Here is a 26,772-nt window from a genome sequence, read left to right on the forward strand (position 1 = left end):
GGGTCAGTCCCCGATCGCCGCGAGGTACTCGCTGTAGAACAGCGCCAGGCCGATCGCCGACGCGATGGCCGCGAGCAACCAGAATCTGATGATCACCTGGGTCTCCGCCCAGCCACCCAGCTCGAAGTGATGATGGAACGGCGCCATCCGGAACACCCGCCGTCGGCTCGACCGGAACACCGCCACCTGGATGACCACCGACGCGGCCTCCGCGACGAACAGCGCGCCGATGACGACCATCAGCAGCTCGGTACGGGTGGTGATGGACAGGCCGGCCAGCATGCCACCGAGGGCGAGCGAGCCGGTATCGCCCATGAAGATTTTCGCCGGGGCGGCGTTCCACCACAGGAAGCCGATGCACGCCGCGGCGCCGGCGGCGCACAGCAGCGCCAGGTCCAGCGGGTCGCGGACGTCGTAACAGCCCTTGGCCGGGCCGACGCTGCCCGGACCGATGGTGCACGCGTTGCGGTACTGCCAGAAGGTGATGATCACGTACGCGCCGAGCACCAGGCTCATCGAGCCGGCGGCCAGGCCGTCCAGACCGTCGGTGAGGTTCACCGCGTTCGACCACGCGCTGACCAGCAGGTAGCAGAACAAGATGAACACGATCGAGCCCATGCTCACCGTGGCGATGTCGCGCACGTACGACAGGTGCACGCTGCCCGGGGTGAGACCGCTGCCGCCCCGGAACTGCAGCGCCAGGATGCCGAACAGGACCGCCGCCACGAGCTGGCCGACGAGTTTGGCCGTCTTGTTCAGACCGAGGTTGCGCTGCTTACGGATCTTGATGAAGTCGTCGAGGAAGCCGACACCGCCGAGCGCGGTGGTCAGGCCCAGCACCAGCAGCCCCGAGGCTGTCGGCCCCTCCGCGTCGTAGCCGATGCCGATCAGGTGCGAACCCCAGTAACCGGCCCACAGACCGGCGAGGATCGCGACACCGCCCATCGTCGGCGTGCCGCGCTTGGCCTGATGGCTCGCCGGGCCCTCGACGCGGATCTCCTGACCGAAACCCTGCCGCGAGAAGATCTTGATCAGGACCGGCGTGAGCAGGATCGAGACGGCGAGCGCGATGCCCGCCGCGAAGAGAATCTGCCTCATTCCGACGCCCCCTTGTCAGTCGACGCGGAATCGTTCACCGGCGCGGCGAGCACCGCGTCCGCGACCTCCCACAGGCCGATCGACTGCGAGGCCTTCACCAGCACGAGGTCACCGGCCCGCAGTTCCTGCTCCAGCAGAGCGATCGCGCTCGCACCGTCCGGGACGTGGATCGCCTCGTCACCCCACGAACCTTCCATCACCGCTCCCTGGTACATCGCGCGCACGGGACGACCCGGCCCCACGAGGATCAGCTTGGTCACGTCCAAGCGCACCGCGAACCGTCCGATCGCGTCGTGCTCGACGACTGATTCTGGCCCGAGTTCGGCCATTTCACCGAGCACCGCCCACGTCCGGCGCGCCGGACCACGCCCGGACTTCGCCATCGACACCAGCGCCTTGATCGCGGCGCGCATCGAGTCGGGATTGGCGTTGTACGAGTCGTTGACGACGGTGACGCCGTCGGCGCGGTCGCGCACCTCCATCCGACGCGCGGACACCGGCGTCGCCCCGCCCAGCGCGGCTGCGATCTGTTCGAGCGTCGCGCCGCATTCGAGCGCGACCGCGGCCGCGGCCAACGCGTTGCCGACCTGGTGCTCACCGTGCACCGCGAGGGTGACCTGGACGCTGCCCGCCGGGCACGTCAGCGTGAAGCCGGCCCGGGCCTGGTCGTCGAGGCGCACGTCGGTGGCGCGGACGTCGGCGTTGCCGGCCAGTCCGACCAGCACGACGCGGGCCTTGGTGCGCTTGGCCATCGCGGCGACCAGCGGGTCGTCGGCGTTGAGTACCGCGACGCCCCCGTCGGCGGCGGACGGCAGAGACGCCGGCAGCTCACCCTTGGTGTCGGCGATCGCCTCACGCGACCCGAACTCGCCGAGGTGGGCCGTGCCGACGTTGAGCACCACACCGATCCGCGGCGGCGCGGTCTTCGCGAGGGCTGCGATGTGGCCGCGCCCCCGCGCCGACATCTCCAACACCAGGAACCGGGTGTCGGTGTCGGCGCGCAGCGCCGTCCACGGGTGACCGAGTTCGTTGTTGAAGGATCCGGGCGGTGCCACGACGGCACCCAGCGGCGCCAGCACGGCCGCGAGCAGATCCTTGGTGGAGGTCTTGCCCGACGAGCCCGTGACACCGACGACGGTGAGCCCCGACTCGGCCGTGAGCCGGTCGACGCTGGCGCGGGCCAGCTTGGCGAGCGCCTCGAGTACGGCGGCGCCGGAGCCGTCACGGTCGTGCTCGAGCGCGAGCGCCGCACTGCTCGACGGGCCCAGCGGCTCGACGACGATCGCCGGGACCCCGACGGGCCGTGCCGCCAGCACCGCCACCGCACCGGCCGCGACCGCGGCCGCGGCATGGTCGTGCCCGTCCACCCGCGCGCCCGGCAACGCCAGGAACAGCCCACCCTGGGTGACCTTGCGGGAATCGAACTCCACCGTTCCCGAGACGGTGGCCGACGGATCGTCGACATCGTGAAGCGTCCCGCCGACCGCCTGTGCGATCTGGGCGAGCGTCATCGGGATCATGCGTTTCCTCCGTGTGCGGGCCCGCCTTCGGAGACGATCCGATCGATCGCCTCTCCCAGGACCTCGCGGTCGTCGAATGGGTACTTCACCCCGTGGATCTCCTGGCCGGTCTCGTGCCCCTTGCCGGCCACCAGGACCACGTCGCCCGGGCGCGCCCAACGGACCGCCGCGGCGATCGCCTCGCCACGCTCGCCGATCTCCCGAACCTCACCGCTCTCGGTCGCCGGAACGGCCTGTGCGCCCGCCACGAGCGCGGCACGGATCGCGGCCGGGTCCTCGGTGCGCGGATTGTCGTCGGTGATCACCAGCAGGTCCGCGCCGCGGGCACCGGCCTCCCCCATCAGCACGCGCTTGCCGCTGTCGCGGTCCCCGCCGGCGCCGACGACGACCGCGATCCGGCCCTCCGTTCGACCACGCAGGGTCGCGATCACGGCCTCGAGCGCGGCGGGCTTGTGCGCGTAGTCGACGACGGCCAGGAAGTCCTGTCCGCGTTCGACGCGCTGCACACGCCCGGGCACGTCCACCTCGGCGAGCCCGGTGAGGACCGCGTCCGCATCCGCACCGGCGGCCACGCACACCGCCACGGCCAGGGCCGCGTTGGCGACGTTGTAGTCGCCCGGCAGACGGATGGACACCTCACGGGAGGCGCCGCTCGGCCCGGTGAGGGTGAAGACCTGGTTGCCGGACCGCTCGGCCTCGGCAGGTCCTGCCGTCCAATCGGCGGTGTCGCGCGTCGACACCGTCGTCACCGCCTCGGGACGGTCCGGGTGGGCGCCGCGCGCGATCTCGGCCATCCGCATGCCCCACTGGTCGTCGACGCAGATCACCGCACGCTCGGCCGTCACCGTCGAGTCCGCCGCGAACAGCCTGCTCTTGGCGGAGAAGTAGTCGTCGAAGTCCTTGTGGAAGTCCAGGTGGTCCTGGGACAGGTTCGTGAACGCGCCGATCGCGAAGCGGACGCCGTCGACGCGTCCGAGCGCCAGCGCGTGGCTCGACACCTCCATCACGACGGTGTCGATGCCCCGCTCGAGCATCGCCGCGAACAGCGCGTGCAGTTGCGGCGCCTCCGGCGTCGTGAGGGCACTCGGTACCCGGTGCCCCTCGACCCGGGTCTCGATGGTGCCGACCAGGCCGATGCTGCGCCCGGCGGCGGCGAGTCCCGCCTCGATCAGGTATGACGTCGTCGTCTTGCCGGATGTGCCGGTGATGCCGATGACCTGCATCTGCTCGGACGGGTGGCCGTAGATGGTGGCCGAGACCTCACCGAGCACACGTCGCGGATCCGGATGGACGAGCACGGCCACCGGCGCAACCGATTCGGCGGCGGCGAGCCGAGCGGCGATCGAGGCGAGCCCGGCGTCGTCGGTGAAGACGGCCGCGGCGCCCGCCTCGAGTGCCGTGGCCACGAACTCGGCACCGTGCGTGTGTGCCCCCGGCAACGCCGCGAACAGGTCACCGGACCGCACCGCCTGGGCGCGCAACTCGACGCCGCTGACGCCCACCGGTTCACGCCCGTGCGGTGGGCCCGACGGCACCAGTTCGACCCGGGCGCCGATCCTCGCCGCGAGCTCCGCGAGATCGGTCAGCGGCGGATTCGTGGGGCGAAGACCGCTCGCTGGCGCCGTGTCCGGCGTGGAAGGCTGCGGACTCGGAAGCACAGGCGATGGGTCCTCTCGGGTCGGTCGGTTCGGGCAGGGCAGCTGATCGGTGGTCCGTGGTCGTCTCGTGATCCTCGCCCGACTCGTGGCGACGGAGATCGACGTGTCAGACTACCGGCGGTCACACCCGACGGACGAGTCACCACGTCGGGCTCGCACGCATGCGTGGGAATAGTCACCCCGGATCGAGGTCAGTCGGCCTGCAGCACCAACCGCCGACCCGGATCCGGAGACAGGGGCACGCTCTCGCGTTGCAGAAGCCACGACGCGATGTTGTGGAACAGCGGGGCGGCGGACTGTCCGCCGCCGCCGTCGACGCCGCGCACCGGCGCGTCGAGCATGATGCCGATGACGTACCGCGGATCGTCGGCGGGAGCGATGCCCGCGAACGTGATCCAGTAGTTGGAGTTCGAGTAGCACTTGCACGCCGGATCGACCTGCTGGGCGGTGCCAGTCTTGCCGGTGATCTGGTAGCCCTCGACGGCCGCCTGCGGCCCGGTCCCCTGCTGGTAGCCCATGGGGTCCTTCTGGGTGACCGCCCGGAACATGTCGCGCACGGTCTTTGCGGTCTGTTCGCTGACCACCCGGACCGGCTCCGGCCGCTCGGTCTCGGTCCTGGTGCCGTCCGGTTCGACGGTGGCCTTCACGATTCGCGGCGGGATGCGTTCGCCGTCGTTGGCGATCGCCTGGTACATGCCGGTCATCTGCAGCAGCGTCATCGACAGACCCTGCCCGATCGGCAGGTTCGCGAAGGTACCGCCGGACCACTCGTCCAGTTCGGGGACACTGCCAGCGCTCTCACCCGGAAGGCCGACGCCGGTCGGCTGGCCGAGCCCGAACCGGTGCAGCATGTCGGCGAACCGTTCCTCGCCGACTCGTTCGGCGAGCATCAGCGTGCCCACATTCGACGACTTCCCGAACACCCCGGTGGTGGTGTACGGCGCGACGCCGTGCGCCCACGCGTCCTTGACGGACACGCCGGCCATCTGGATCGAACCGGGCACCTGCAGCACCTCGTCCGGCGTGGTCAGGCCGTACTCGATCGCGGCGGCGCCGGTGATGATCTTGTTGACGGAGCCCGGCTCGAACGGCGAGCTCACCGGGAGGTTGCCCATCTGCGCGGTGGGCGGGTTGTTGCCCACCCCGATCGCCGGGTTGAACGTCCCGTCGTTGGTCATCGCGAGCACTTCGGACTTCTTGGCGTCGAGCACCACGACCGAGGCGTTCTTCGCACCCGACAGTTCCTTGGCCTGCTGTGCCTGCTGCTGCACGTAGTACTGCAGGTCGGAGTCGATGGTGAGCTCCACGGTGGACCCGTCGACCGCCGGTTGCTGGTCGCGCCGGCTGCCGGGGATCACCGCGCCGTCGGATCCGCGGTCGTGGGTCTCGGCGCCGTCCTTGCCGGCGAGCGACGAGTCCATCGAGTCCTCGAGCCCGAGCAGACCGTGGCCGTCCCAACCGGTGGCCCCGACGATGTTCGCGGCGAGGGAACCACCGGGGTACTCGCGGATGTCCTGCCGCTCGAGCCCCACCTCGGGGAACTCGTCGGCGATGTCGGCGGCCACTGCCGGATCGACGCTGCGCGCCAGGTAGACGAACGTCTCGCCGCTCTGCAGCTTGGTCAGCAGTTCGCTCTCGGGTGCCGCATCACCGAGTCGGTCGTGGATGCCCTCCGCGATCTCCTTCAACCGGGTCTCCGGATCGGGCGCGGTCTCGTCCTTGGCGCGCAGTTCTTCCATGTTCTTGCGCTCCCGCACCGGCTGGAAGGTCAGAGCCTTCGCATCGAGGGTGTACGCGAGCTTGTTGCCGTTCCGGTCGACGATCGCACCGCGGACTGCGGGCAGGGTGACGGTGGTGGTGCGCTGGTTGGCGGCCTCCGCCGACAGTCGCGGCGCGTCGACGCCCTGCACCCACAACAGCTGAAGTGCCACGATCCCGAGCGCGACCAGCATCGTCGCGCGTCCGTACTTGATCCGGAACGGAAACGAATCAGTGCGGCGCGGTGACGACTTCCGCCCCCGCGACCTGCGTGGGGGCGGGGCCGCCGGCCTGCGCCGGCGTGGGGCCGGAGCGCGTCCACCCGGGGACGTCACTGCCGAGCACCTGCCGGGGGCTGAGTGATGACCGTCACGAGTGTCGATTGTTCACCGCGCGCCTGGATCCGCCCGTCATTGACCGGCTGCGGTGTGGCGGGTGCCGTCGAAGGCGCCGGCGCGCTGGAGTGCGCCGTCTGCGGCGCCTGCTGCGACGTCGGGGCCGGCGCGGACGCCGCGGGTGGGGGTGCGGGAGTTCGATCCAGCGGCGCGACCGGGCTTCCCTCGGCCGGCTTCGGGGTGCCGATCACGTGCACGGTGCCGTCGGTGTCCAGGAGCAGACGCGCCGGATCCTTCGCGGGGATCAGCCCCTGTGCGGCGGCCTTCTCGGCGAGGACGGGAGCGGAATTGCCCGCGGCGACCTCACGCTGGAGCGCCGCCGTCTGCTCCCGCAAACTCTGGTTGTGCGCCCGGGCATCGGCGAGCTGGTACGAGTCCTCCGCCGACCGGGTGGTCAGCAGCAGCGTCGCCGCGAGACCCATGCACAGCAGGCCGAGGATCGTGGCCACGAACGGAACCCGCGCGACGATCGTGCGCGACGAGGTTCCGAGCGACGACCGATCCGACGCCGACGACGCGGTACCCCCGCCGTCGGACACGGTCGCGCGCTGCCGACGGCGCTCGTAGGCGCGCTGAGCCGCGGTGGACCGCCGGACCCGCGCGGTGGAAGCCACCTGAACAGTCATGCCGTCTCCCTCCTCGCGATTCGCTCCGCCGCGCGCAACCGCACCGGCGCCGCTCTCGGGTTGTCCTCGATCTCTTGCTCGGACGCGCGTTCCGCACCCCGGGTCAGGATCCGAAACTCCGGACCCATGCCCGGCAACTCCACGGGCAGACCTTCGGGCGTCTTGGACTTCGACCGCGGGGTCAGTTCCTGCTTGACGACGCGGTCCTCGAGGGACTGGTACGACATGAAGACCACGCGCCCACCGACCGCCAGGGCGTCGAGCGCCGCGGGGACGGCTGCGCGCAGCGAATCGAGTTCGCTGTTGACCTCGATCCGCAGCGCCTGGAACGTCCGCTTGGCGGGATGACCACCGGTTCGGCGGGTCGCGGCGGGAATGGCGTCGTAGATGAGTTCGACCAGCGCAGCGCTCGTGGTGAACGGCTGCTTCTGACGGCGTCGCACGATCTCCGACGCGATCCGGCCCGCAAAGCGCTCCTCGCCGTAGGTGCTGAGGATGCGAGCGAGCTCACCGTGGCTGTACGTGTTGAGAACCTCGGCGGCGGTGATGCCGGCGGTGGGGTTCATCCGCATGTCGAGCGGCGCATCGACCGAGTACGCGAATCCGCGATCGGCCTCGTCCAACTGCATCGACGACACACCGAGATCGAAGAGGATCGCGTGCACCGTGCCTGTCGAATCCAGGCCGGCCTGGTCGAGCGCGTCGACGATGCCGTCGTAACGCGTGTGGACGAAGGTGGTGCGGTCCGCGTAGGGCGCCAGCCGTCCGGACGCGATCCGCAGCGCCTCGGGATCGCGGTCGAGACCGATCAGGTGCAGGCCGGGATACGTTCGTAGGAAGTGCTCAGAGTGTCCACCGAGACCCAGCGTCGCGTCGATCATCACCGCGCCGTCGCCGCGCGGGTTGTCGGCGGTGATGGCCGGCCCCAACAGCTCGTCCGCGCGGTGCAGCAGGACCGGGACATGACCGAACTCGCCGGGGACGGACCGGGTGTCGTCCTCGCCGTCGACCATGGTTCCTCCGACTGCTGCTCGATAATTCTGGCGGGTATGCATTGTTCGGGTGTCGGAGGTGGGTTCTCGAATCGTCGGCAGCTGATCTGTCCTGCGTCGAAACCGCGAACGTCACTTCTCCGAGGAGGGCGAATGCCTCGAGGTCCCTGTCCGATCGAGGAACCTGGCGCTGGGGAAGAGCGTCAGGGTCCCAGTGGTGAACCTGGCGCTGGGGAAGTGCGTCAGGGTCACACTCGGGCAGAGGCCTCGCGGCACTCGCCGGCGTCGGTGGGCTAGAAGATCCCCTCGAGCGCCTCGTCTCTGGCTTGTGAGTAGCTCTCTTCGTGCTCCGCGAGGTAGGACTCCCAGGCTCGGGCATCCCAGATCTCGAGGAAATCGACTGATCCGATCACCACGCAGTCCTTGGACAGCCCCGCATAGCGGCGATGGTCCGAGGAGAGCGTGATCCGCCCCTGGGCATCGGGGTGCTGCTCGTCGGTTCCCGACGCCAGCCCGCGCACGAAGGCACGTGCTTGCGGATTGCTGCGGGAAGCCGCTGCTGCACGACGCGCGAGTGCGGTGAACTCCTCACGTGGATACACCGCAAGGCTGTGGTCCTGCCCTTTCGTGACCATCAACCCTCCCGCCAACGCGTCCCGGAACTTTGCGGGCAGTGTGAGCCGCCCCTTGTCGTCGAGCTTCGGCGTGTAGGTACCGAGAAACAATCTCGTCACCTCCCACCGGAGCCCTGTGGCGAACGTGTGAGTCGGTACCGGTTGGCACCTTCCCGCATTTCTGGCGGGTCGCTGCACGATCCGCTTCCCGCCACTTTACCCCACTTTCCTCCACTTTGAATCCGATCGCGAACCAGATTTGACAACTTTCACCGAATAAGTGCAGATCAGACGGGATGGGGCTGAGTGGGGGGAAATCTATGGGTGACCGCGGACACGCGCGTCGGACACCATTCGGCTCGGGTGACGCATTTCAAGATCAACTAAATACCCAGTTCGGGGCGGTGTCTCGTTCGACAGCCGATTCCCGGGACGCATCCAAACGCCTTCCAACCCCGCCCGTGGGTGAAGGTGGGGAATCACTGTGGGGCGGAGTGGGGAGCTCCGGCGACACGGGGTGAGCGCCCGGGAGAAGACCGAAAAACGGCGATGGCGTGACCCGAAGGCCACGCCATCGCCGTTCTCGATTACCTACGAACTACTCCTGCTCGAATCTCCGGCGGAAGCGGTCTTCCATGCGCGACGAAAAGCCGCCACCGGACTTCTTGCCACCGTGGGACTTACGCGGATGTGTTCCGCCAGACCCGCCCGGAGTGCCGTCCCCGTCGGGAACGGCCGCCAGACGACTCTTTCCCCCACCGAGGAGGAAGAGGATTCCGGCACCGAACATCACGACGAATCCGATCAGACTGATGATCGGGAATTCGCCCAACCTCACATTCACAGCCACGCCCACGACGAGGAGAACGAGACCCAACACGAAGAGGGCCACCGCCTGCAATCGACGCTTGCCTGAGGGGGCACGCATTCGCCCGCCCCTCACAGTGGACGCGAACTTGGGATCCTCGGCGTAGAGCGCGCTCTCGATCTGGTCGAGCATGCGCTGCTCGTGCTCGGAGAGTGGCACGGTACCTCCCCCGGCACTAAGAGTTGGCACCTCATCCGCGGTGCGGCGAGGTGGGTAACAGACTCACGGTTACCTGAATTCAATAATACGAGCAGAGTCGACGCCGTACCACCTACTCCACGCACGAGTTGTCGGCGAATCCGTGACGATCTGGGACACCTCGGCCCACCACTCGATGAACGTGGCCGGAATCACCGACCGGAGCTAGGCCGAGACCCCTCGGTCACCGCCATGGGACGCCCGCGGAAGGAAGTCCTCAACCGCCGTGAGGAACCGTCCCACCTCTTCGTAGAACAGGTCCGCATCCTCGGCCGCGACCGCACGCGTGACACCCGCCTCCACCGACGCGCGCAACGCGGAATGCTCGGCGAAATAGTCGGACCAGGCGGCGAACTCGGGGGCCGCGCGAGCCATGAGCACCCACGCGCTTCGTGAACGCGGCCGCCGGGCCGCGGCGGTGCGCGCCCCGCCCTCCGCGGCCGCGAGCACCGCAGCGGCCCCGCGCAGGGCGGCAAGATAGGCACACCGGAACCGCTCCGCGGGATCTCCCGCGCCCACCGCCTCCGACAGCAGTCCGTCCGCGCGGCGAAGCAACACCGACGCCTGCGCCGACACCGGCCGACGGGCCGACGGTCCGCACCCGACCGCGATTCCCGACGTCCGCGGCCGCATCCTCGACACGACCGACACGGCCGGCGCCACCGACTCGACTTCCGACACGACTCCGATCACCTCCCACCCCTAAGAAGTTCCGGGCCGGCGATCCGGCGATGGTTCGCTTCCCTCGAACATCACCGGATCGCCGATATCGAACATGTGTTCGACCTATTCAATATAGCTGGCCCCACCGACACGTCGTCAAGAGAGAAGAGGGTGAGACCGAGCATGGACGGCACCGGCGAGACCCCCCGCACGAGCCCCGACTCCGCGCCGGTCGTCGTGGATCTGTCGGTGTCCGAGATGCGGGCCCGGCTGCCGGAGGCGCTGGCGATCTACGTGGCCGCGATGGGCTACCCACGCGGCACCGAGTATCACCGCGCACCGATGTGGACCGAGCACACCGGCCGACCGGGCTGGCGCGCGGTAGGCGCGGTCCAGCCCGACCCCGCGCATCCCGACCGGCCCGCTCCCCTCGTCGCGATCGCGTACGGCTACCGCGGCGCTCCCGACCAGTGGTGGCAGCAGCAGGTGCGGCACGGCATGCAGGCCACCGGCTGGAGTCGCGACCAGATCGAGTTCGTCCTCGGCAACTACTTCGAGCTGACCGAACTGCACGTCCACCCGAATGCGCAGGGGCACCGACTCGGCGAGCAACTGCTGCGTCGACTCCTCGCGAACCGTCCGGAGCGGGGCGTGCTGCTGTCCACCCCGGAGGTGGACGAGGAGGACAATCGGGCGTGGCGCCTGTACCGGCGGACCGGGTTCCGGGACGTCGTCCGCCACTTCACGTTCGCGGGCGATCGGCGCCCGTTCGCCGTGCTGGGCAGGGGGTTGCCGCTGTGATGGATGCAATCGTCGTCGGCTCGGGCCACAACGCCCTCGTGTCGGCCTGCTACCTCGCCCGCGCGGGCTGGTCGGTGGAGGTCCTCGAACGGGATACCGTGCTCGGTGGTGCGGTCTCGACCGTCGAGCGGTTCCCGGGACACAAGGTCGACCGCGGCTCGTCGGCGCACATCATGATCCGGCACACCGGGATCATCGAGGAACTCGAACTCTCCGCCCACGGCCTGTGCTACATCGACTGCGATCCGTGGGCGTTCACGCCCGCGCCGCCCGGTTCGGATCGTCCGGGAATCGTCTTCCACCGCAGCCTCGATCGCACCTGCCGCTCCATCGAGGAGTCCTGCAGCGCCGCCGACGCCGCGGCATACCGACGATTCGTCGAGACGTGGGGCCCGCGGACCGAGCGCGTCATGCGCGCGTTCGCCGCGCCGCCGACGGGCGGACACCTGCTGCGCTCGTTCTGGGGCCTCGACACGTCGGGCGGGGGTAGCGCCATCTCCCGCGAGTTCATGACGACGGGCGACGCCCTGCTCGACGAGTACTTCGACAGCGAACCGCTCAAGGCCGCACTGGCGTGGTTCGGCGCGCAGTCCGGTCCGCCGATGTCCGAGCCGGGTACCGCGCCGATGGTCGGGTTCGCCGCGCTGATGCACACGCTGCCGCCGGGCCGCGCGGTAGGCGGCAGCGGCGCGCTCACGGCCGCGCTGGCGTCGCGTCTGACCTCCGACGGCGGCACCGTGACTCTCGGCGACGGCGTCAGCGAACTGCGCCGCGACAGCGACGGGTGGACGGTCGTGACGGAGTCCGGCCGCCGTGTCCGGGCCCGCACGGTGGTCGCCGGCTGTCACGTGCTGACCACCCTCGATCTGCTCGAACGCGGCGGTTACAACCGGGAGACGTTGGCCGCGTGGCGCCGACGGATCCGCGTGGGCCCCGGCATCGGCATGGTGCTGCGGCTGGGCACCGATGCGCTGCCGTCGTACCCGAGCGCACCGGCCGACGCCTGCGCGACGTCGGGGCTGCAACTGCTCGTCTCCGACCGCGCGCAGCTGCGGGCGGCGCACGGCGCCGCGCTCGCCGGGGAACTGCCGCCGGAGCCCGCCGTCCTCGCGATGAGCTTCAGCGGCATCGACCCCACGATCTCTCCCGCGGGCGAGCACCAGGTGACGCTGTGGTCGCAGTGGCACCCGTACACACTGTCCGGTGGCCGCACATGGGCCGACCTCGGCGAGAGCGAGGCCGATCGCGTCGTGGCGGGCGTCGACGCCCTCGCCCCCGGGTTCGCCGACAGCGTTCGCCACCGGTTCGTGCAGACGCCGGCCGACATCGAGCGCGAGATGGGACTGCTCGGTGGCAACGTGATGCACGTGGAGATGTCACTGGATCAGATGTTCATGTGGCGGCCGATCCCGGAGCTGTCCGGGCACCGTGTCCCCGACGCCGACAGCCTGTACCTGACGGGTGCCTCGACGCATCCCGGCGGCGGCGTGTCGGGATCGAGCGGACGCAGCGCGGCCCGGGTCGCGCTCGCCGACGCCCGTGGTGGACGGCTACGTCGGGTGCTGCGCAACACCTTCCGATGACGACGTCGAACCCGCTCGTCCGCGTGTCCGCGGTGATCGCGGCGGCGGCGATCGCGACACAGATCGTCTATCCGCTGGTCGACGGACGCGCCCGGGACGTCGTCACGGTCGCAGTGGTCGCGCTGCTGGCGGCTGCGTCGATCGTGCACGCGGTGGGGACGCGCGGCGCCCGGTGGGCCGCCGGCATGGTGCCGGCCACCGCCGGGATCGGGCTGGTGTCGGAGGTGGTCGGCACTGCGACAGGTTTCCCGTACGGATGTTACGAGTACGCGACGGACCGGCTCGGGTGGGCGGTCGCGGACGTGCCGTGGGTGGTGCCGTTCGCATGGACCGCCGGCTTCTACCCGGTGTGGTGCGCCGCGTCGCTCGTCACACGCCGCCGGCTGCCCCGCATCGTCCTCACGACGGTGGGCGTCGTCGGGTGGGACCTGTTTCTCGATCCGCAGATGGTCGCCGACGGGCAGTGGCACTGGTGCGTCACCGACGCCGGGCTGCCGGGGATCGCGCACATCCCCCTGACCAACTACGCCGGCTGGGTCCTCGTCGCCGCGGTGATGACGGTTCTCGTCGACGCACTCGATCGTCGTCACGCACCGGCGCCGACATCACCCGGGCGCGATGCCGTGCCGATCGCGCTGTTCCTGTGGACGTGGCTCGGGTCCGCCCTCGCCCACGCGGTGTTCCTCGACGCCCCCGAACTGCGGTATTCCGCGGTGTACGGGTCGGTCGCGATGGGCGTGGTCGGCATTCCGCTGCTGCTGCGCCTGTCCCGGCTGTACCGCCGCGAAGAACGCACCGAATCGGACAACACCCCGGCCGCCTGACACGAATACCCGTGCCTTGCACGATGATCTCGTCATACCTGGCACGATGTTCCCGTGCAGTCGCCCACATCTGGCCCCTCGGTCCGTTCCCGCTCCCGCGTCCGGGTGTTCGCCACCGCGGCGCTCGGACTGCTCCTCGTTCCCCTGCTCGCCGGGTGCCTGCGCGTTCAGGTGACGATGGGTGTGTCCGCCGACGACAAGGTCTCCGGTCAGATCGTCGCCGCCACCGTCCCGAAGGACGAGAACGACAAGGGCCCGCAGCTGACACCGCCGGATTCGCTCTCCAGTCGGATCCGGGTGCAGGAGTACCGGAAGGACGGCTACGTCGGTACGCAGGCGTTCTTCAGTGGACTGTCGTTCGGCGACGTCCAGAAGATGAGTTCGATGTACAGCGAGACCGGTGGGGCGCTGCAGTTGTCGCTGCGGCGCGCCGGGGACCTGGTGAGCCTCGAGGGCCGTGTCGACCTGGAGAACGTCCCCGCGCAGGGCACCGACGTGCAGTTCACCATTGCCTTCCCCGCGCGCGTTGCCACCACGAACGGCACCCGCGAGGGCGAATCGACCGTGACGTGGAAGCTGCCGGCCGGTGACGTCAGCACGCTGCGCGCCGAGGTCCGCTACGCCGATCCGAGCACCCGCAGCTTCGCCGGCTGGGCAGGGATGGCCGGCGGTGTCGCGATCGCGGTCGCCGCGATCGTCGGCGTCATGGCGTGGGCCACGCGGAACCGCACGAAGCCGCCCACCCCGCCGACGAAGACACCGGTCGAGACGTCGGCGCGGTGATCCTGCGCTAGTGGTACCACCGCTTCATCCTCTCGACGTAGCAACCCGCGCCGGCACCGGAATCGCGGTCGTCGCCGCCGGAATCGCAGCCGCCAACGCCTTCACCGCGCCGCGACTGCGTGCGGCGCCGGTCACCGAACCGGTCACCGTCGTCGTTCCGGCACGCAACGAGGCCGATCGCATCGGCGCGCTGGTCACGGACCTGCGCGCGCAGCGGGGGCTGAGCACCCTGCGGGTCCTCGTCCTCGACGACGACTCGACCGACGCGACCGCGGACGTCGCCCGGCGTGCGTTCGACGGCGACAGTCGATTCGCCCTGATCCGCAGCACCGACGCACCGCCGGCGGGCTGGCTCGGGAAGAGCGCGGCGTGCTACCGGGCGGCCCAGCACGCGACGCGACTGATGAATCCGCGATACCCGGGTGTGCTGGTCTTCCTCGACGCCGACGTCCGACTGGCACCCGACGCCCTCGCCGCCGCGGTCTCGGAACTGCGCCGCGTCGGCGCCGACCTGGTGTCCCCGTGGCCCCGGCAGGACGCCGGATCGGCCGTCGAACGGCTGATCCAACCGCTGCTGTGCTGGTCGTGGTTCGCGTCGCTGCCGCTCGCGGTCGCACACCGCAACACGCGCCCGTCGATGGTGGTCGCGTGTGGGCAGTTCCTCGTCTTCGACGCCGCCGCGTACTACCGACTCGGCGGCCACGCCGCCGTCGCGGACAGTCTCACCGAGGACCTCGACATCGCCCGCGAGCTCCGCCGCCGGGGCTCGCGGACCGTCGTGGCGGCCGCGCAGCACCTGGCGTCGTGCCGGATGTACACCGATGCGTCGGCGCTACGCGCCGGATACACGCGGTGGCTGTGGACGGCGTTCGGCTCCCCCGCCGGGTCGGTGGCGGTGTCGGCCGTCGCCGCACTCGCCTACCTGTTGCCGCCCGCCGCCGTTCTGACGGGACGCGGACGGACCCGCGCGTGGGGTGCAGTGGGGTACGCCGCCGGCGTGCTGTCACGGCTGACCGCGCGCACCGTCGAGACCGGCGCGCGTCCGAACGTCCGGGACGTGCTGGACGCGGCCGCCCACCCGGTCTCCATCGTCGCGCTGATTCAGCTGACCGCCGCGTCGCACCGCGCAAGCCGGCGCGGGCGGCTGCGGTGGAAGGACCGCGCCGTCACCTGAGCCGGGACGGCTCGGTGGGCGTCAGATCGAGGCCGGCGCCGACATACCCAGGTTCGCGAGCACCTCGCTGGTGGCCCGCGCGAAGTTGAGCGTGATGAAGTGCAGGCACGGTGCACCCTCGGCGATCAGCCGCTCGGACATCTCGGTCGCGATCTCGATGCCGATCTCGCGGACCGCGGCGCGGTTCTCCTCGGGCCCGTCGCCCGCGGCGCGGCGCAGTTTCTCGTCGAGTTCTGCAGGCAGGCGGGAGCCGGACAGCTCGAGGCTGCGGCGGGCCGAGCGCAGCGACGTGATCGGCATGATCTCGGGGATGATCGGCTTCTCGGCCTGCTCCGGGTCGTATGCCGCGACCCGGTCGCGCAGCCGCAGGTAGTCCTCGACGTCGAAGAACATCTGCGTGATCGAGTACTCGGCGCCGGCGCGCAGCTTCTGCACCAGGTACTTGGTGTCGTGCTCGAGGTCGGGGGCCCGGTAGTGCCCCTCGGGGAACGAAGCGACGCCGACGTGGAAGTCGCCCATGTCGCGCACGAGGCGGACCAGGTCCTCGGCGTACTCGACGCCGTCGGGATGCTTGACCCACTCGCCGAGCGGGTCGCCGGGCGGGTCGCCGCGCAGCACCAGGATGTTGCTGATCCCGCGGTCGGCGTACGCACCGCACATCGCGCGCAGTTCGTCGATGCTGTGCCCCACCGCGGTCAGGTGAGCGACCGGCAGCAGGGTGGTCTCCTCGGCGATCTGCCCGGTGACGCGGACCGTGCGGTCGCGGGTCGACCCGCCGGCGCCGTAGGTCATGGACACGAATGCCGGATTCAGCCGCTCGAACTCGCGGACGGCGCGCCACAGCCGCGCCTCGGCGGCCTCGTCACGCGGCGGCGAGAACTCGACGGAGAAGGGGATCCGACCGCCCCGCGAAGAATCCGAGGAGCGGATACGGTCCACGATCGAAGGGGTCTGGGTTTCCCATCCCGCGCTGTTGCGCCCCCGAACGGCATCGAATGTCACGGGCCAAGCATAGGTTGACCAGCGCCGGTCCCCCGCATCGCGTCGGCGCTGCGCCACATCACCGCCCCTCACCGTCCCTCACCGCCCCGTCACCGCTTCGGGGACCGCCGGCGGCGACCACTAAGGTGGGGGCGAGGCTTTCGCGCCGGCCTGACCGCCGCGTAGCAGCCTGCGCTCGACATCGAATCCGCGAGTCCATTTTGGAGGCAGTCCTGTCCGCCGGAGCCGGTGAGTCCACTCGCCCGACCCAGTCCACCCCGCCACTCACCGATCTCGTCGAGGAGTCGCTCCGGGAGTTCTTCGCGTCCCGCGCCGACACGGTCCACGCCGTGGGCGGCGGCTACGCCCACGCCGTCGCGGCACTCGAGAGTTTCGTCCTGCGCGGCGGCAAGCGGGTGCGGCCGGTGTTCGCATGGACCGGTTGGCTCGGTGCCGGCGGCGATCCGCGGGGCCCTCAGGCGTCCGCGGCGCTGCGCACTGCCGCGGCCCTCGAACTCGTCCAGGCGTGCGCGCTCGTACACGACGACATCATCGACGCCTCGACCACGCGCCGCGGGTTCCCGACGGTGCACGTCGAGTTCGCCGACCAGCACAGCGCCCAGCAGTGGAGTGGCGGCTCGGCCGAGTTCGGCAGGGCGGTCGCGATCCTGCTCGGCGATCTCGCGCTGGCGTGGGCCGACGACATGGTCCGCGAGTCCGGCCTGGACCACGAGACCCTTGCCCGCATCTCACCGGTGTGGTCGGCGATGCGCACCGAGGTCCTCGGCGGCCAGTTCCTCGACATAAGCAGCGAGGTGAGCGCGGACGAGACCGTGGAGGCCGCGCTGCGCGTCAACCGTTTCAAGACCGCCGCCTACACCATCGAGCGGCCCCTGCACCTGGGCGCCGCGCTGGCCGGCGCCGACGCGGCGCTCGTCGACGCGTACCGGACTTTCGGCACGGACATCGGCATCGCGTTCCAGTTGCGCGACGACCTGCTCGGCGTATTCGGCGACCCCGACGTGACGGGCAAGCCGTCGGGCGACGACCTGCGGGCCGGCAAGCGCACCGTGCTCTTCGCGGTGGCGCTCCAGCGCGCCGACGAGACCGATCCGGCGGCCGCGACGCTCCTGCGCGAGGCGATCGGCACCGACCTGTCCGACGCGCAGGTCGAACGGCTGCGGTCGGTCATCACCGATCTGGGCGCGGTCGACGACGCCGAACGTCGCATCGCCGATCTCACCGAACGCGCGCTCACCGCGCTCGACGGCAGCACCGCGACCGAGGAGGGCAAGCGTCTGTTGCGGGAGATGGCCATCGCCGTCACCCGCCGGGACGCCTGATCGGCGTGGGCGTGCACACCGTCCGCGGGGCGACCGACCGCGTCGTCGTGGTGGGAGCCGGGCTCGCGGGACTGTCGGCGGCGCTGTACCTGCGGGGCAGCGGGCGCGACGTCACGCTGCTCGAACGCGACGACCGACCCGGTGGCCGGGTCGGGACGTACGACGGGCCCGGGTACGTCGTCGACAACGGTGCGACGGTCCTGACGATGCCGGAACTGGTGCAGGGTGCCCTAGCGGCCGTCGGCGCCGACGTCGACTCGACGACGCCGCCGCTGCGCCTGCACCGACTGGATCCGGCATATCACGCGCGGTTCGCGGACGGTTCGACGATCGACGTGTACTCCGACCCGGAGCGGATGGTCGCCGAGGTGACCCGCGTGTGCGGGCCCGCCGAGGCGCGCCGGTACCTCGATCTGCGCGGCTGGCTGGCCCGGGTGTTCGACGCCGAGTTCGACACCTTCATCGACGCGAACTTCGATTCGCCGCTGGACCTGGTCTCGACCCGGAAGTCCGCGACCGACCTGGCACGCCTCGTCGCGGCCGGCGGGTTCGGCCGTCTCGGCCGGCAGGTGAGCCGCCGGATCACCGATCCGCGGCTGCGCCGGATCTTCACGTTCCAGGCGCTGTACGCGGGCGTGGCCCCGGCGAAGGCGCTCGCGGTGTACGGCGCGATCGCCCACATGGACACCTCGCTCGGGGTCTCGTTCCCCGAGGGCGGCATGCACGCGATCGCCGCCGCGATGGCCGACGCGTTCACCTCGGCGGGCGGGCACCTCCACTTCGGCGCCGACGTCGTCCGTGTCGAGCGATCCGGCGATCGGGCCCGCGCGGTGCACACCGCCGACGGCCGCGCTTTCCCCTGCGACGCCCTGATCCTCACCCCGGATCTGCCGATCGTCGACGACCTGCTGCGCACCCGGCGTCCGCGCCGCCAGCGCATCTCCCCGTCCGCTGTGGTGCTGCACGGCACGATCCCGCGGGCGACGACCGGACGCTGGGGCACGTCGCACCACCACACCATCGACTTCGGCGTCGAGTGGGAGCGCACGTTCGCCGAGATCGCCGCACGCCCGGGCCGCGGCCGACTGATGAGCGACCCGTCGCTGTTGATCACCCGCCCGGCGGTCACAGACCCCGGTCTGGTCGTCACCCGCGACGGCGAGCTGCACGAACCGCTCTCGGTGCTCGCGCCGTGCCCCAACCTCGACAGCGCCCCGCTCGACTGGGCGGCGCTGACGGACGCCTACACGCGGGAACTGCTGCAGACCCTCGAGCGGCGCGGCTACAAAGGGATCACCGGCGACTATGTCGTTGATCACATCGATACGCCCGCGACGTGGGCCGCGCGCGGCATGGCGGCGGGAAGCCCGTTCGCACCGGCACACGTCTTCCGGCAGACGGGGCCCTTCCGGCGCCGCAACCTGGCCTCACGCGGGACGAACGTCGTCCTGGCGGGATCCGGTACGACGCCCGGAGTGGGCGTGCCGACGGTCCTGATCTCGGGGAAACTGGCCGCGGAGCGCATCTGCGGCCGCTCGGAGGCAGGGCTTGCCAGATAATTGCGGTCGACACACTAAACTGACTACCCGTCCCATGCTGCCCGGCCGCCTCGACTCGGCCAGGCGTCACCGAACGCTTCTTCCGGGGGAGGAACCTGCACCGATGTCGGCCTCTTCCGGAATCCCCGACGCCCCCGTCGACCAGCGGTCCTGGTTGCGCGCGAGCGCCGACTACCTGCGGACCCCCGAAGGGCATTCGACGATCCTCGGCTTCGCCGGCGCGGTGATGATCACGTTCGGCGGCTTCGGCGCCGGCAGCGTGCGCCGACACGATCCGCTACTCGAGGAGATGCGGCTGTCGTGGCTGCGGTTCGGCCACGGCTACGCCCTGTCGACGATCATCATCTGGGCCGGTGTCCTGTCGATGATCATCGCGTGGGTGCGGTTGGGCCGCTCCACGATCAACGGCCGCGTCGGGCTGCGCTCGCTGCTGTGGACGGTGCCGCTGTGGACGGCGCCGATGCTGCTCGCGGTACCCATGTTCAGCCGCGACGCGTACTCGTATCTCGCGCAGGGCGCTCTGCTCCGCGACGGCTTCGACCCGTACGCGGTGGGACCGGTGGTCAACCCCGGCATCCTGCTCGACAACGTCAGCAACGTATGGACCACGACGACGGCTCCGTACGGTCCGGTCTCGCTGCTGCTCGGCCAGGGCATCACCGCCATCACGGGCGACAACGTCATCGCGGGCACCATGCTGCTGCGGGTGGCCTTCCTGCCCGGTCTCGCGCTGATGATGTGGGCGCTGCCGCGACTGGCCCGTCAGCTCGGCGGCAAGCCGACGATCGCGGTGTGGCTGGCGGTCCTCAATCCGCTGGTGCTCATCCACCTCATCGGTGGCGTGCACAACGAGCTGCTCATGGTCGGTCTGATGGTCGCCGGCATCACCATGGCCCTGGACCGCAAACACATCGCGGGGATCGCGCTGATCGCGCTCGGCGTCGCGGTCAAGGCGATGGCCGGGATCGCGCTGCCGTTCATCGTGTGGATCTGGATGATCCACGAGCGCGACCGCGCACTGGCCGAGGGCCGGGAACCGGCCACCCCGCTCGCGTCGTTCGTTCGGACGGCGGGCATCGGAGTGGCGGTGTTCGCCGCGATCTTCACGGCCGCCTCCGCGATCGCCGGTGTCGGCCTCGGTTGGCTCACCGCGCTCTCCGGATCGGCGAAGATCATCAACTGGCTGTCGCTCCCGACGATCATGGCGCACATCGTGACGGTCGGAACCGGGTGGTTCACCGGCCTGCGGCTCGCCCCGGTCCTCGAGGTCACCCGCACAATCTGCGCGGTCGCGCTCGCGGGCCTGCTGGTGTGGATCTGGTGGCGGTTCCGTAAGACCGAACGCGACGCCGTCATGGGCATCTTGGTTGCCTTGGTGGCCATCGTCATCCTCTCCCCCGCGGCCCTGCCGTGGTACTACTCGTGGCCGCTCGCGATCGCGGCGGGGTTCTCGATGTCGACCCGGACGCTGCAGGTCCTCGTCGGGCTGTCGACGTGGCTGATGCTGGTGTTCCAGCCGGACGGATCGATCGGCCTGTACACGTTCTTCCACGTCGCGCTCGCCACGTTCGTCGCGGTGGTGGCCGCAGTCTCGCTGAAGACGGTGGATCCGCTGCGGCTGCGGTCGGTGTCGGAGAAGGTGCCCGAGGCGACCGCACACGTCGCCGAGCAGCTGGCACCGGCGACGCCCGAGCCGCATTCTTCCCCGCTGTGACCGTACGAGTGCCGTGACCCCGACCGATCCGCTCGACGATCTACCTTCGGCCTACCACCGCTGTCGGCGTCTCGCGGCCGAGCACGGCCGGACCTACTACCTGGCCACGCGTCTCCTGCCGGCCGAGCGGCGCCCGGCCGTGTACGCGCTGTACGGGTTTGCGCGCACCGTCGACGACGTCGTGGACGTCGATTACGTCGGTCGTTCCCCCGAGGAGCGGGCCGCCGCGCTGGACATCGTCGAGGCACAACTGGACGACGCGCTCGCCGGCCGCGCCGTGTTCGATCCGCGCACCGGTCCGGTGGTCCGTGCACTCGCCGACACCGTCCGGCAGTACGAGATCCCCATCGAGTACTTCCGAGCGTTCCTCGATTCGATGCGGATGGACATTCCGGGCACCCCGGGTTTCCACGCCGAGTACCGGACCATGACCGAGCTGCGCCGCTACATGTACGGGTCGGCGGCGGTGATCGGGCTGCAGATGCTCCCGGTCCTCGGCACGACGGTGCCGCGCGTGACCGCCGAGCCGTATGCCGCCGCGCTGGGCGAGGCGTTCCAGCTGACGAACTTCCTCCGAGACGTCGGCGAGGACCTCGACCGCGGGCGCGTCTACCTGCCGGCCGACGACCTCGGCGCGTTCGGCGTGGACGTCGACTTGATGCGCCACTGCCGCCGCACCGGCACCGTCGATCCGCGTTTGCGCCGCGCGCTCTCGCATTTCGTCGCTGTCGCACGCGCGCTCTACCGCGGGGCCGAACCCGGCCTCGACATGCTCGAACCCCGGGTCCGGCCGGGTATGCGGGCGGCCTACGTGCTGTACGGCGAGATTCTCGACGAGGTGGAGAACAGCGGCTTCCGGGTGCTCGACCGCCGCGCGACGGTGCCGCGGCACCGTCGCCTGGCCGTCGCGCTGCCGCTGTTCGCCCGCGCGGTCACCGGCCGGCGGTAGACGTCGGACGACCAGGCGGGATTGCAGGACGGGCGAGCCGGGTCAGAAGGCCATCGACTGGGCCCGGCGCACGACTTCACGTGCCTGGTCCCCGTGCATCGCGTCGATCGGCATGCCCGGCAGCGTGTCGTCCTCGGTGAAGAGCCAGCGGAGGATCTCCTCGTCGCCGAACCCACCGTCACGCAGGACGATGATCAGGCCGGAGAGCAGCCGGACGGGCTCACCGTCGTCGCCGAAGAACGCCTCGGGGATGCCCAGCACTCCGTCGCGCTTGACGGCAATCAGGTGGTGGTCGCGCAACAGCTGGTGCACGCGGGTGACCGCGAGACCCATCCCCTTCGACACATCTGCCAGCTGCAGCAGCGGAATCGACCGGTCCAACACGTCATCGCAGTAAGGGATAGCACTCACTCCCGTAACGTTATCCGGTCCGCGCCGCCGGTTCGACCACGGCCGTCGTAACCGAATCGGGACGAGCGCCGCAGCTGACTACGATCGAGGGGAATCTGTGTACGGAAGCAAGGGGGCTCGAGCTTGAATCCCGGAGGTCGTCGGTTGATCGGTGTGGTGCTGGATCGGCGCTATCGCATCGATGCGCCCATCGCGCGCGGTGGCATGTCCACCGTCTACCGCGGCATGGATCTACGTCTCGACCGCCCGGTCGCGATCAAGGTGATGGATCCGCAGTTCGCGGCCGACCCCCAGTTCCTGGCCCGGTTCGAGTTCGAGGCGCGGGCCGTGGCTCGACTCAACCATCCCGGCCTGGTCGGGGTCCACGACCAGGGCAGCGACGGCGAGCACGCGTTCCTGGTGATGGAACTCGTCGAGGGCGGGACGCTGCGCGAACTGCTCCGCGAGCGCGGCCCGATGCCGCCGCACGCGGCCGCCGCCGTCGCGCAGCCGGTCCTCGAGGCCCTCGCGGTCGCGCACCGTGCAGGACTGGTGCACCGCGACATCAAACCGGAGAACATCCTGATCTCGCACGCCGGCGACGTGAAAGTCGCCGACTTCGGGCTCGTGCGCGCGATCGCAGCGTCCAACACGACGTCCCGCAGCGTCATCCTGGGCACGGCCCAGTACCTGTCGCCGGAGCAGGTCACGACGGGCACCGCAGACGCGCGCAGCGACGTCTACGCGGCGGGCGTGCTGCTGTTCGAGATGCTCACCGGCACCACCCCGTTCACCGGCGACACGTCGCTGTCGATCGCGTACCAGCGCATCGACAACGACGTCCCGGAACCGAGCACTCTCATCGGTGGGGTGCCGCCGGAGTTCGACGAGCTCGTCGTCCGGGCGACCGAGCGCGACGCCGACCAGCGCTTCGCCGACGCCGGTGCGATGGCGGCGCAGTTGCGTTCGGTCAGCACCCGGTTGCAGCTACCTGCCTACCGGGTCCCGGCGCCGCGGCGCACCGCCCAGCAGGCGGCGGTGCCGACCGCCGCGACCACGCAGACGCCGAACGGCGCCGCGACCCGGCAGCTGACTCCCACCGCTCAGTCCGACGACGCGCCCGCCCACGATCCGACGTCGGTGCTCGCCACCCCGGACGCACCCGACGCGGGTGGCCCGCAGGCAACGCAGCACACCAAGATCGTCACGACCGTCACGCCACGGCCCGCCGACATCGAGGCCGCCGACGCCGACGGCCCCACAGGACGTTCGTTCGGGGACGCCGAGGCGCGCCTTCGCGGGTCCCGGCGGACGGTCCTCGTGTGGCTGCTCGTGGTGCTGCTTGTCGCGGCGGTGCTCGGATTCGGGGGGTGGTGGCTCGGGTCCGGTCGGTACTCCGCGATCCCGGTGATCGACGGCCAGGACACTTCCGCCGCCACAGCCACCGTCGAGGCCGCCGGGTTCACTGCCGAGACCAAGGGCACGTATTCCGACACCGTCGCGGTCGACTCTCCGATCGGGACCGACCCGGGCGCCGGCTCGAAGGTGCCGCGCGGGTCGGTGGTGTCGCTGCTGGTGTCGCTGGGCCGCCCGACGGTGCCCGAGGTGACCGGACGCGGCGACGTCGCCGCGGTGGAGGCCGGGCTGCGGGAGCGCACGTTCGTGCCCGTGGACGGCGGCGAGGCGTTCAGTGCCCGGGTCCCGGTCGGTGCCATTGCGGCGTTGGAACCCGCGCCCGGCACGATGCTGGGCGTCGGCTCGCAGGTCCGCATGATCCGCAGCAAGGGCGCTCCGCCGGTGGATGTCCCGGATGTGTCGGGCATGTCGGAGGACGCCGCGCGCAAGGCTCTCGATTCGGTCGGCGTCACCGTGCGCGAGGTGCAGCAGGTCTTCGACGGCAAGGTCGACGCCGGTGACGCCGTCGGCACCGATCCGGCGGTGGGTACCACCGTCAAAGCCGGAGCGAGCGTCGTGCTGAAGGTGTCGAACGCGGTGAAGGTGCCGTCGATGCTGGGTCGCTCGGTGGCCGCCGCGAAATCCGAGCTGGACCGTCTGGGACTCCAGTACGAGGTCCGTCAGATCATGAGCTCGGATCGGTCGCTGATCATTTCGCAGTCCCCCGGTGCCGGTGACCGGGTCGCGCCCGGCAGCACCATCACGCTCACCTCGCTGCTCTGAGCCCTACCGACCGCAGTACCCCTGGATCGGCTGAAGGGTCCCTTCACGCGCCGCGAGCGTGTGAAGGGACCCTTCAGGTCTGTTCGTGGCCTAGTCGCGCAGCATCTCCGCGACCAGGAACGCCAGCTCCAGCGACTGCTGGGTGTTCAGACGCGGATCGCACGCGGTCTCGTAGCGACCCGACAGGTCGACGTCCGAGATGTCCTGTGCTCCGCCGAGGCACTCGGTGACGTTCTCACCGGTGAGCTCGACGTGGATGCCACCGGGGTGCGTGCCGAGCCCGTTGTGGATCTCGAAGAAGCCCTGCACCTCGTCGACGATGCGGTCGAAGTGGCGGGTCTTGTAGCCGGTGGTGGCCTCGTGGGTGTTGCCGTGCATGGGATCGCACTGCCAGATCACCTGGTGTCCGGTGGCCTGCACCTTCTCGATGATCGGCGGCAGCAGGTCGCGCACCTTCTGGTTACCCATGCGCGAGATGAGCGTCAGCCGGCCCGGCTTGTTGGTCGGGTCGAGGCGCTCGACGTACTCGACGGCCTGCTCGGGCGTCGTGCTCGGACCGATCTTGAGGCCGATCGGGTTCGACACCAGTTCCGCGAACGCGACGTGCGCGCCGTCCAGCTGACGGGTGCGGTCGCCGATCCACAGGAAGTGCGCCGACAGGTCGTACAGCTTGGGGTGTTCGTCGGAGTTGTCCAGCCGCAGCATCGCGCGCTCGTAGTCGAGCACGAGCGCCTCGTGGCTCGCGAAGATCTGCGCGGACTGCAGGTTGGGGTCGGTGACGCGGCACGCGTTCATGAACCGCAGGCCGCGGTCGATCTCGGCGGCGAGGGCCTCGTAGCGCGCACCGGCCGGCGACGACGAAACGAACTCGCGGTTCCAGTCGTGGACCTTGTGCAGGTCGGCCATGCCCGAGCCGGTGAGCGCCCGCACGAGGTTCATCGCGGCGCTCGCGTTCGCGTACGCCCGGACCAGCCGCGACGGATCGTGCGCGCGCACGGACTCGTCGGCGACGATCGAGTTCACCATGTCGCCGCGGTACGACGGCAGACCGAGCGAGTCGGTGTTCGACGAGCGCGGCTTGGCGTACTGGCCGGCGATGCGCGCGACCTTGACCACCGGCAGACTCGCACCGTAGGTGAGCACGACGGCCATCTGCAGCAGCGTGCGGATGTTGCCCTTGATGTGCGGTTCGGTGTTGTCCGCGAAGGTCTCCGCGCAGTCACCGCCCTGCAGCAGGAACGCCTCTCCGCGCGCCACCTCGGCCAGCTTCTGCGACAGCGCCTCGACCTCGCTGGCCACCGTGATCGGCGGCACGCTCTCGAGGACGGTGCGCATGGCCGCGGCCTGATCGGCGGGCCACTGCGGCTGCTGCGCGGCCGGCCTGGCGAGTGCGACGTCGAGCTGCTCGCGCATGGCGGCGGGCAGCGGCGGCAGTTCGGGCAAGCGGTCGATCGGAACGTCGACAGTCCAGTTCACCACTACAGGATATTCGCCCCGTCGAGACCTGGTGAGCGAAGGTCCCCATTGACAGGGAATCGTTGCAGCAATCGCGGCGCGTGATTCCCGTCACCGCACGGCGCGGAATGCCTCGATCGCCTCGAACTTCGCAAGGTTGTGCCGGGCGTCGGCGAGCGCGTCGTGTGCGTCGTCCGGCACCGGCGGCAGCGGGGGGCACCCGTGGTACTCCCAGTGCTGGCGCAGCTCACGGGTGTAGCGCGGCATGTTCGACGGCAGTTCCGTCATCGCACCCCACAGCTGACACAGCGCGACGTGGTCGTATGCGGCGACCCACGCCCACATTTCGGGTTCGATACCGGGTCGCGGCACGAGGAACTTCATCAGGTCGTCCCGGATCCGGGCCCGGCTCTTCCACAGCGGCGACGATGGCGGCGGCAGCTTGGGCAACACGTTGCGGCGCACCCATTTGCCTGCCCGTTCGGGATCGAACTCCGTGGACACGGCGTAGAACTCGCGTCCGTCCTCGGAAACCACACCGATCGAGACCAGCTCGATTGTGCGACCATCCTCGATGAACTCGCAGTCGTAGAAGTAGCGCACGGGGGGAGCTTATGCCCCCGGCGCCGGGGCACTCGACACCCCGCC

The 26,772-nt window shown here is 70.3% G+C and carries 23 protein-coding genes; 10 read left to right on the forward strand and 13 right to left on the reverse strand.

The features are described 5' to 3' along the window. Window positions 1–3: 3 nt before the first annotated feature. The 9 genes from mraY to ACQ5DX_RS13065 all read right to left on the reverse strand — a co-directional run bounded on the left by mraY (window position 4) and on the right by ACQ5DX_RS13065 (window position 10,408). Window positions 4–1,098 carry a phospho-N-acetylmuramoyl-pentapeptide-transferase gene (gene mraY, locus ACQ5DX_RS13025; RefSeq protein WP_430333023.1) on the reverse strand — a complete coding sequence of 365 codons (1,095 nt, stop codon included), beginning with the start codon at window positions 1,096–1,098 and terminating at the stop codon, window positions 4–6. Next, window positions 1,095–2,618: a UDP-N-acetylmuramoyl-tripeptide--D-alanyl-D-alanine ligase gene (locus ACQ5DX_RS13030; RefSeq protein WP_430333024.1), complete on the reverse strand. Its 1,524-nt coding sequence runs from the start codon at window positions 2,616–2,618 to the stop codon at window positions 1,095–1,097. Before ACQ5DX_RS13030 ends, mraY begins: the two co-directional genes overlap by 4 nt. Continuing rightward, window positions 2,615–4,276: a UDP-N-acetylmuramoyl-L-alanyl-D-glutamate--2,6-diaminopimelate ligase gene (locus tag ACQ5DX_RS13035; RefSeq protein ID WP_430333025.1), complete on the reverse strand. Its 1,662-nt coding sequence runs from the start codon at window positions 4,274–4,276 to the stop codon at window positions 2,615–2,617. Before ACQ5DX_RS13035 ends, ACQ5DX_RS13030 begins: the two co-directional genes overlap by 4 nt. A 191-nt stretch (window positions 4,277–4,467) precedes the next feature. Then, the gene (locus ACQ5DX_RS13040; RefSeq protein ID WP_430333026.1) at window positions 4,468–6,369 is read right to left on the reverse strand and encodes a peptidoglycan D,D-transpeptidase FtsI family protein; all 1,902 of its coding nucleotides are present in this window, start codon (window positions 6,367–6,369) and stop codon (window positions 4,468–4,470) included. After that, complete coding sequence (locus ACQ5DX_RS13045; RefSeq protein WP_430333027.1) at window positions 6,366–7,055, reverse strand: hypothetical protein; 690 nt, start codon at window positions 7,053–7,055, stop codon at window positions 6,366–6,368. Before ACQ5DX_RS13045 ends, ACQ5DX_RS13040 begins: the two co-directional genes overlap by 4 nt. Continuing rightward, a complete protein-coding gene (gene rsmH, locus ACQ5DX_RS13050; protein WP_430333028.1) occupies window positions 7,052–8,068 on the reverse strand; it encodes a 16S rRNA (cytosine(1402)-N(4))-methyltransferase RsmH in 1,017 nt (338 codons plus the stop codon). Before rsmH ends, ACQ5DX_RS13045 begins: the two co-directional genes overlap by 4 nt. Window positions 8,069–8,340: 272 nt before the next feature. Next, window positions 8,341–8,772, reverse strand: a complete 432-nt coding sequence (mraZ, locus tag ACQ5DX_RS13055; RefSeq protein WP_280759043.1) for a division/cell wall cluster transcriptional repressor MraZ — start codon at window positions 8,770–8,772, stop codon at window positions 8,341–8,343. Window positions 8,773–9,259: 487 nt separating this feature from the next. Further along, window positions 9,260–9,688, reverse strand: coding sequence for a DUF3040 domain-containing protein (locus ACQ5DX_RS13060; protein WP_430333029.1), 429 nt, complete (start codon window positions 9,686–9,688; stop codon window positions 9,260–9,262). Between the two features lie 204 nt (window positions 9,689–9,892). Continuing rightward, a complete protein-coding gene (locus tag ACQ5DX_RS13065; RefSeq protein ID WP_430333030.1) occupies window positions 9,893–10,408 on the reverse strand; it encodes an SAV_6107 family HEPN domain-containing protein in 516 nt (171 codons plus the stop codon). A gap of 165 nt (window positions 10,409–10,573) precedes the next feature. Between ACQ5DX_RS13065 and ACQ5DX_RS13070 the strand changes: the two genes are divergently transcribed. From ACQ5DX_RS13070 to ACQ5DX_RS13090, 5 genes are read left to right on the forward strand one after another with little or no spacing between them, the layout of a single operon-like run. Further along, window positions 10,574–11,191, forward strand: coding sequence for a GNAT family N-acetyltransferase (locus tag ACQ5DX_RS13070; protein ID WP_430333031.1), 618 nt, complete (start codon window positions 10,574–10,576; stop codon window positions 11,189–11,191). Further along, window positions 11,188–12,774, forward strand: coding sequence for a phytoene desaturase family protein (locus tag ACQ5DX_RS13075; RefSeq protein ID WP_430333032.1), 1,587 nt, complete (start codon window positions 11,188–11,190; stop codon window positions 12,772–12,774). The genes ACQ5DX_RS13070 and ACQ5DX_RS13075 overlap by 4 nt, the downstream gene beginning before the upstream one ends. Then, entirely contained in the window at window positions 12,771–13,598 is an 828-nt protein-coding gene (locus ACQ5DX_RS13080) for a carotenoid biosynthesis protein (protein WP_430333033.1), read from the forward strand. Before ACQ5DX_RS13075 ends, ACQ5DX_RS13080 begins: the two co-directional genes overlap by 4 nt. Before the next feature lie 54 nt (window positions 13,599–13,652). Continuing rightward, window positions 13,653–14,381 (forward strand): LppM family (lipo)protein, encoded by a 729-nt coding sequence (locus ACQ5DX_RS13085; protein WP_430333034.1) that lies wholly within the window; start codon window positions 13,653–13,655, stop codon window positions 14,379–14,381. A 10-nt stretch (window positions 14,382–14,391) separates the two neighbouring features. Further along, complete coding sequence (locus tag ACQ5DX_RS13090; protein ID WP_430333035.1) at window positions 14,392–15,555, forward strand: glycosyltransferase; 1,164 nt, start codon at window positions 14,392–14,394, stop codon at window positions 15,553–15,555. Window positions 15,556–15,576: 21 nt separating this feature from the next. Here the strand turns inward: ACQ5DX_RS13090 and metF are convergent, their stop codons facing one another. Next, window positions 15,577–16,557: a methylenetetrahydrofolate reductase [NAD(P)H] gene (gene metF, locus ACQ5DX_RS13095; protein WP_430333036.1), complete on the reverse strand. Its 981-nt coding sequence runs from the start codon at window positions 16,555–16,557 to the stop codon at window positions 15,577–15,579. 200 nt (window positions 16,558–16,757) lie between these two features. Between metF and ACQ5DX_RS13100 the strand changes: the two genes are divergently transcribed. The 4 genes from ACQ5DX_RS13100 to ACQ5DX_RS13115 all read left to right on the forward strand — a co-directional run bounded on the left by ACQ5DX_RS13100 (window position 16,758) and on the right by ACQ5DX_RS13115 (window position 22,101). Beyond that, window positions 16,758–17,879, forward strand: a complete 1,122-nt coding sequence (locus tag ACQ5DX_RS13100; RefSeq protein ID WP_430333037.1) for a polyprenyl synthetase family protein — start codon at window positions 16,758–16,760, stop codon at window positions 17,877–17,879. Window positions 17,880–17,890: 11 nt separating this feature from the next. Further along, window positions 17,891–19,438 carry a phytoene desaturase family protein gene (gene crtI / locus ACQ5DX_RS13105; protein ID WP_430335643.1) on the forward strand — a complete coding sequence of 516 codons (1,548 nt, stop codon included), beginning with the start codon at window positions 17,891–17,893 and terminating at the stop codon, window positions 19,436–19,438. Between the two features lie 103 nt (window positions 19,439–19,541). After that, window positions 19,542–21,152 carry an alpha-(1->6)-mannopyranosyltransferase A gene (locus ACQ5DX_RS13110; RefSeq protein WP_430333038.1) on the forward strand — a complete coding sequence of 537 codons (1,611 nt, stop codon included), beginning with the start codon at window positions 19,542–19,544 and terminating at the stop codon, window positions 21,150–21,152. A gap of 13 nt (window positions 21,153–21,165) precedes the next feature. Next, window positions 21,166–22,101: a phytoene/squalene synthase family protein gene (locus ACQ5DX_RS13115; protein WP_430333039.1), complete on the forward strand. Its 936-nt coding sequence runs from the start codon at window positions 21,166–21,168 to the stop codon at window positions 22,099–22,101. Between the two features lie 42 nt (window positions 22,102–22,143). On the opposite strand, the gene ACQ5DX_RS13120 is transcribed toward ACQ5DX_RS13115, so the two are convergent. Next, window positions 22,144–22,512: an Rv2175c family DNA-binding protein gene (locus ACQ5DX_RS13120; protein ID WP_430333040.1), complete on the reverse strand. Its 369-nt coding sequence runs from the start codon at window positions 22,510–22,512 to the stop codon at window positions 22,144–22,146. A gap of 123 nt (window positions 22,513–22,635) precedes the next feature. Here ACQ5DX_RS13120 and pknB point away from each other — a divergent pair, with 123 nt between their 5' ends. Continuing rightward, a complete protein-coding gene (gene pknB / locus ACQ5DX_RS13125) occupies window positions 22,636–24,669 on the forward strand; it encodes a Stk1 family PASTA domain-containing Ser/Thr kinase (RefSeq protein ID WP_430333041.1) in 2,034 nt (677 codons plus the stop codon). Window positions 24,670–24,759: 90 nt separating this feature from the next. Here pknB and ACQ5DX_RS13130 read toward each other — a convergent pair whose 3' ends face one another. Both ACQ5DX_RS13130 and ACQ5DX_RS13135 read right to left on the reverse strand, forming a co-directional pair. Further along, complete coding sequence (locus ACQ5DX_RS13130; protein ID WP_430333042.1) at window positions 24,760–26,145, reverse strand: class II 3-deoxy-7-phosphoheptulonate synthase; 1,386 nt, start codon at window positions 26,143–26,145, stop codon at window positions 24,760–24,762. A 90-nt stretch (window positions 26,146–26,235) separates the two neighbouring features. Beyond that, window positions 26,236–26,727 carry a polyadenylate-specific 3'-exoribonuclease AS gene (locus tag ACQ5DX_RS13135; RefSeq protein WP_430333043.1) on the reverse strand — a complete coding sequence of 164 codons (492 nt, stop codon included), beginning with the start codon at window positions 26,725–26,727 and terminating at the stop codon, window positions 26,236–26,238. Between the last annotated feature and the right edge of the window lie 45 nt (window positions 26,728–26,772).

This window comes from Rhodococcus sp. ACT016 (assembly GCF_050477185.1).
In the GTDB taxonomy this organism is placed as follows: Bacteria; Actinomycetota; Actinomycetes; order Mycobacteriales; family Mycobacteriaceae; genus Prescottella.

Coding starts and splice junctions, on each gene's coding strand:
- mraY (WP_430333023.1), bottom strand. CDS start 1,098: ATGAGGCAGATTCTCTTCGCGGCGGGCATCGCGCTCGCCGTCTCGATC.
- ACQ5DX_RS13030 (WP_430333024.1), bottom strand. CDS start 2,618: ATGATCCCGATGACGCTCGCCCAGATCGCACAGGCGGTCGGCGGGACG.
- ACQ5DX_RS13045 (WP_430333027.1), bottom strand. CDS start 7,055: ATGACTGTTCAGGTGGCTTCCACCGCGCGGGTCCGGCGGTCCACCGCG.
- rsmH (WP_430333028.1), bottom strand. CDS start 8,068: ATGGTCGACGGCGAGGACGACACCCGGTCCGTCCCCGGCGAGTTCGGT.
- ACQ5DX_RS13070 (WP_430333031.1), top strand. CDS start 10,574: ATGGACGGCACCGGCGAGACCCCCCGCACGAGCCCCGACTCCGCGCCG.
- ACQ5DX_RS13080 (WP_430333033.1), top strand. CDS start 12,771: ATGACGACGTCGAACCCGCTCGTCCGCGTGTCCGCGGTGATCGCGGCG.
- ACQ5DX_RS13110 (WP_430333038.1), top strand. CDS start 19,542: ATGTCGGCCTCTTCCGGAATCCCCGACGCCCCCGTCGACCAGCGGTCC.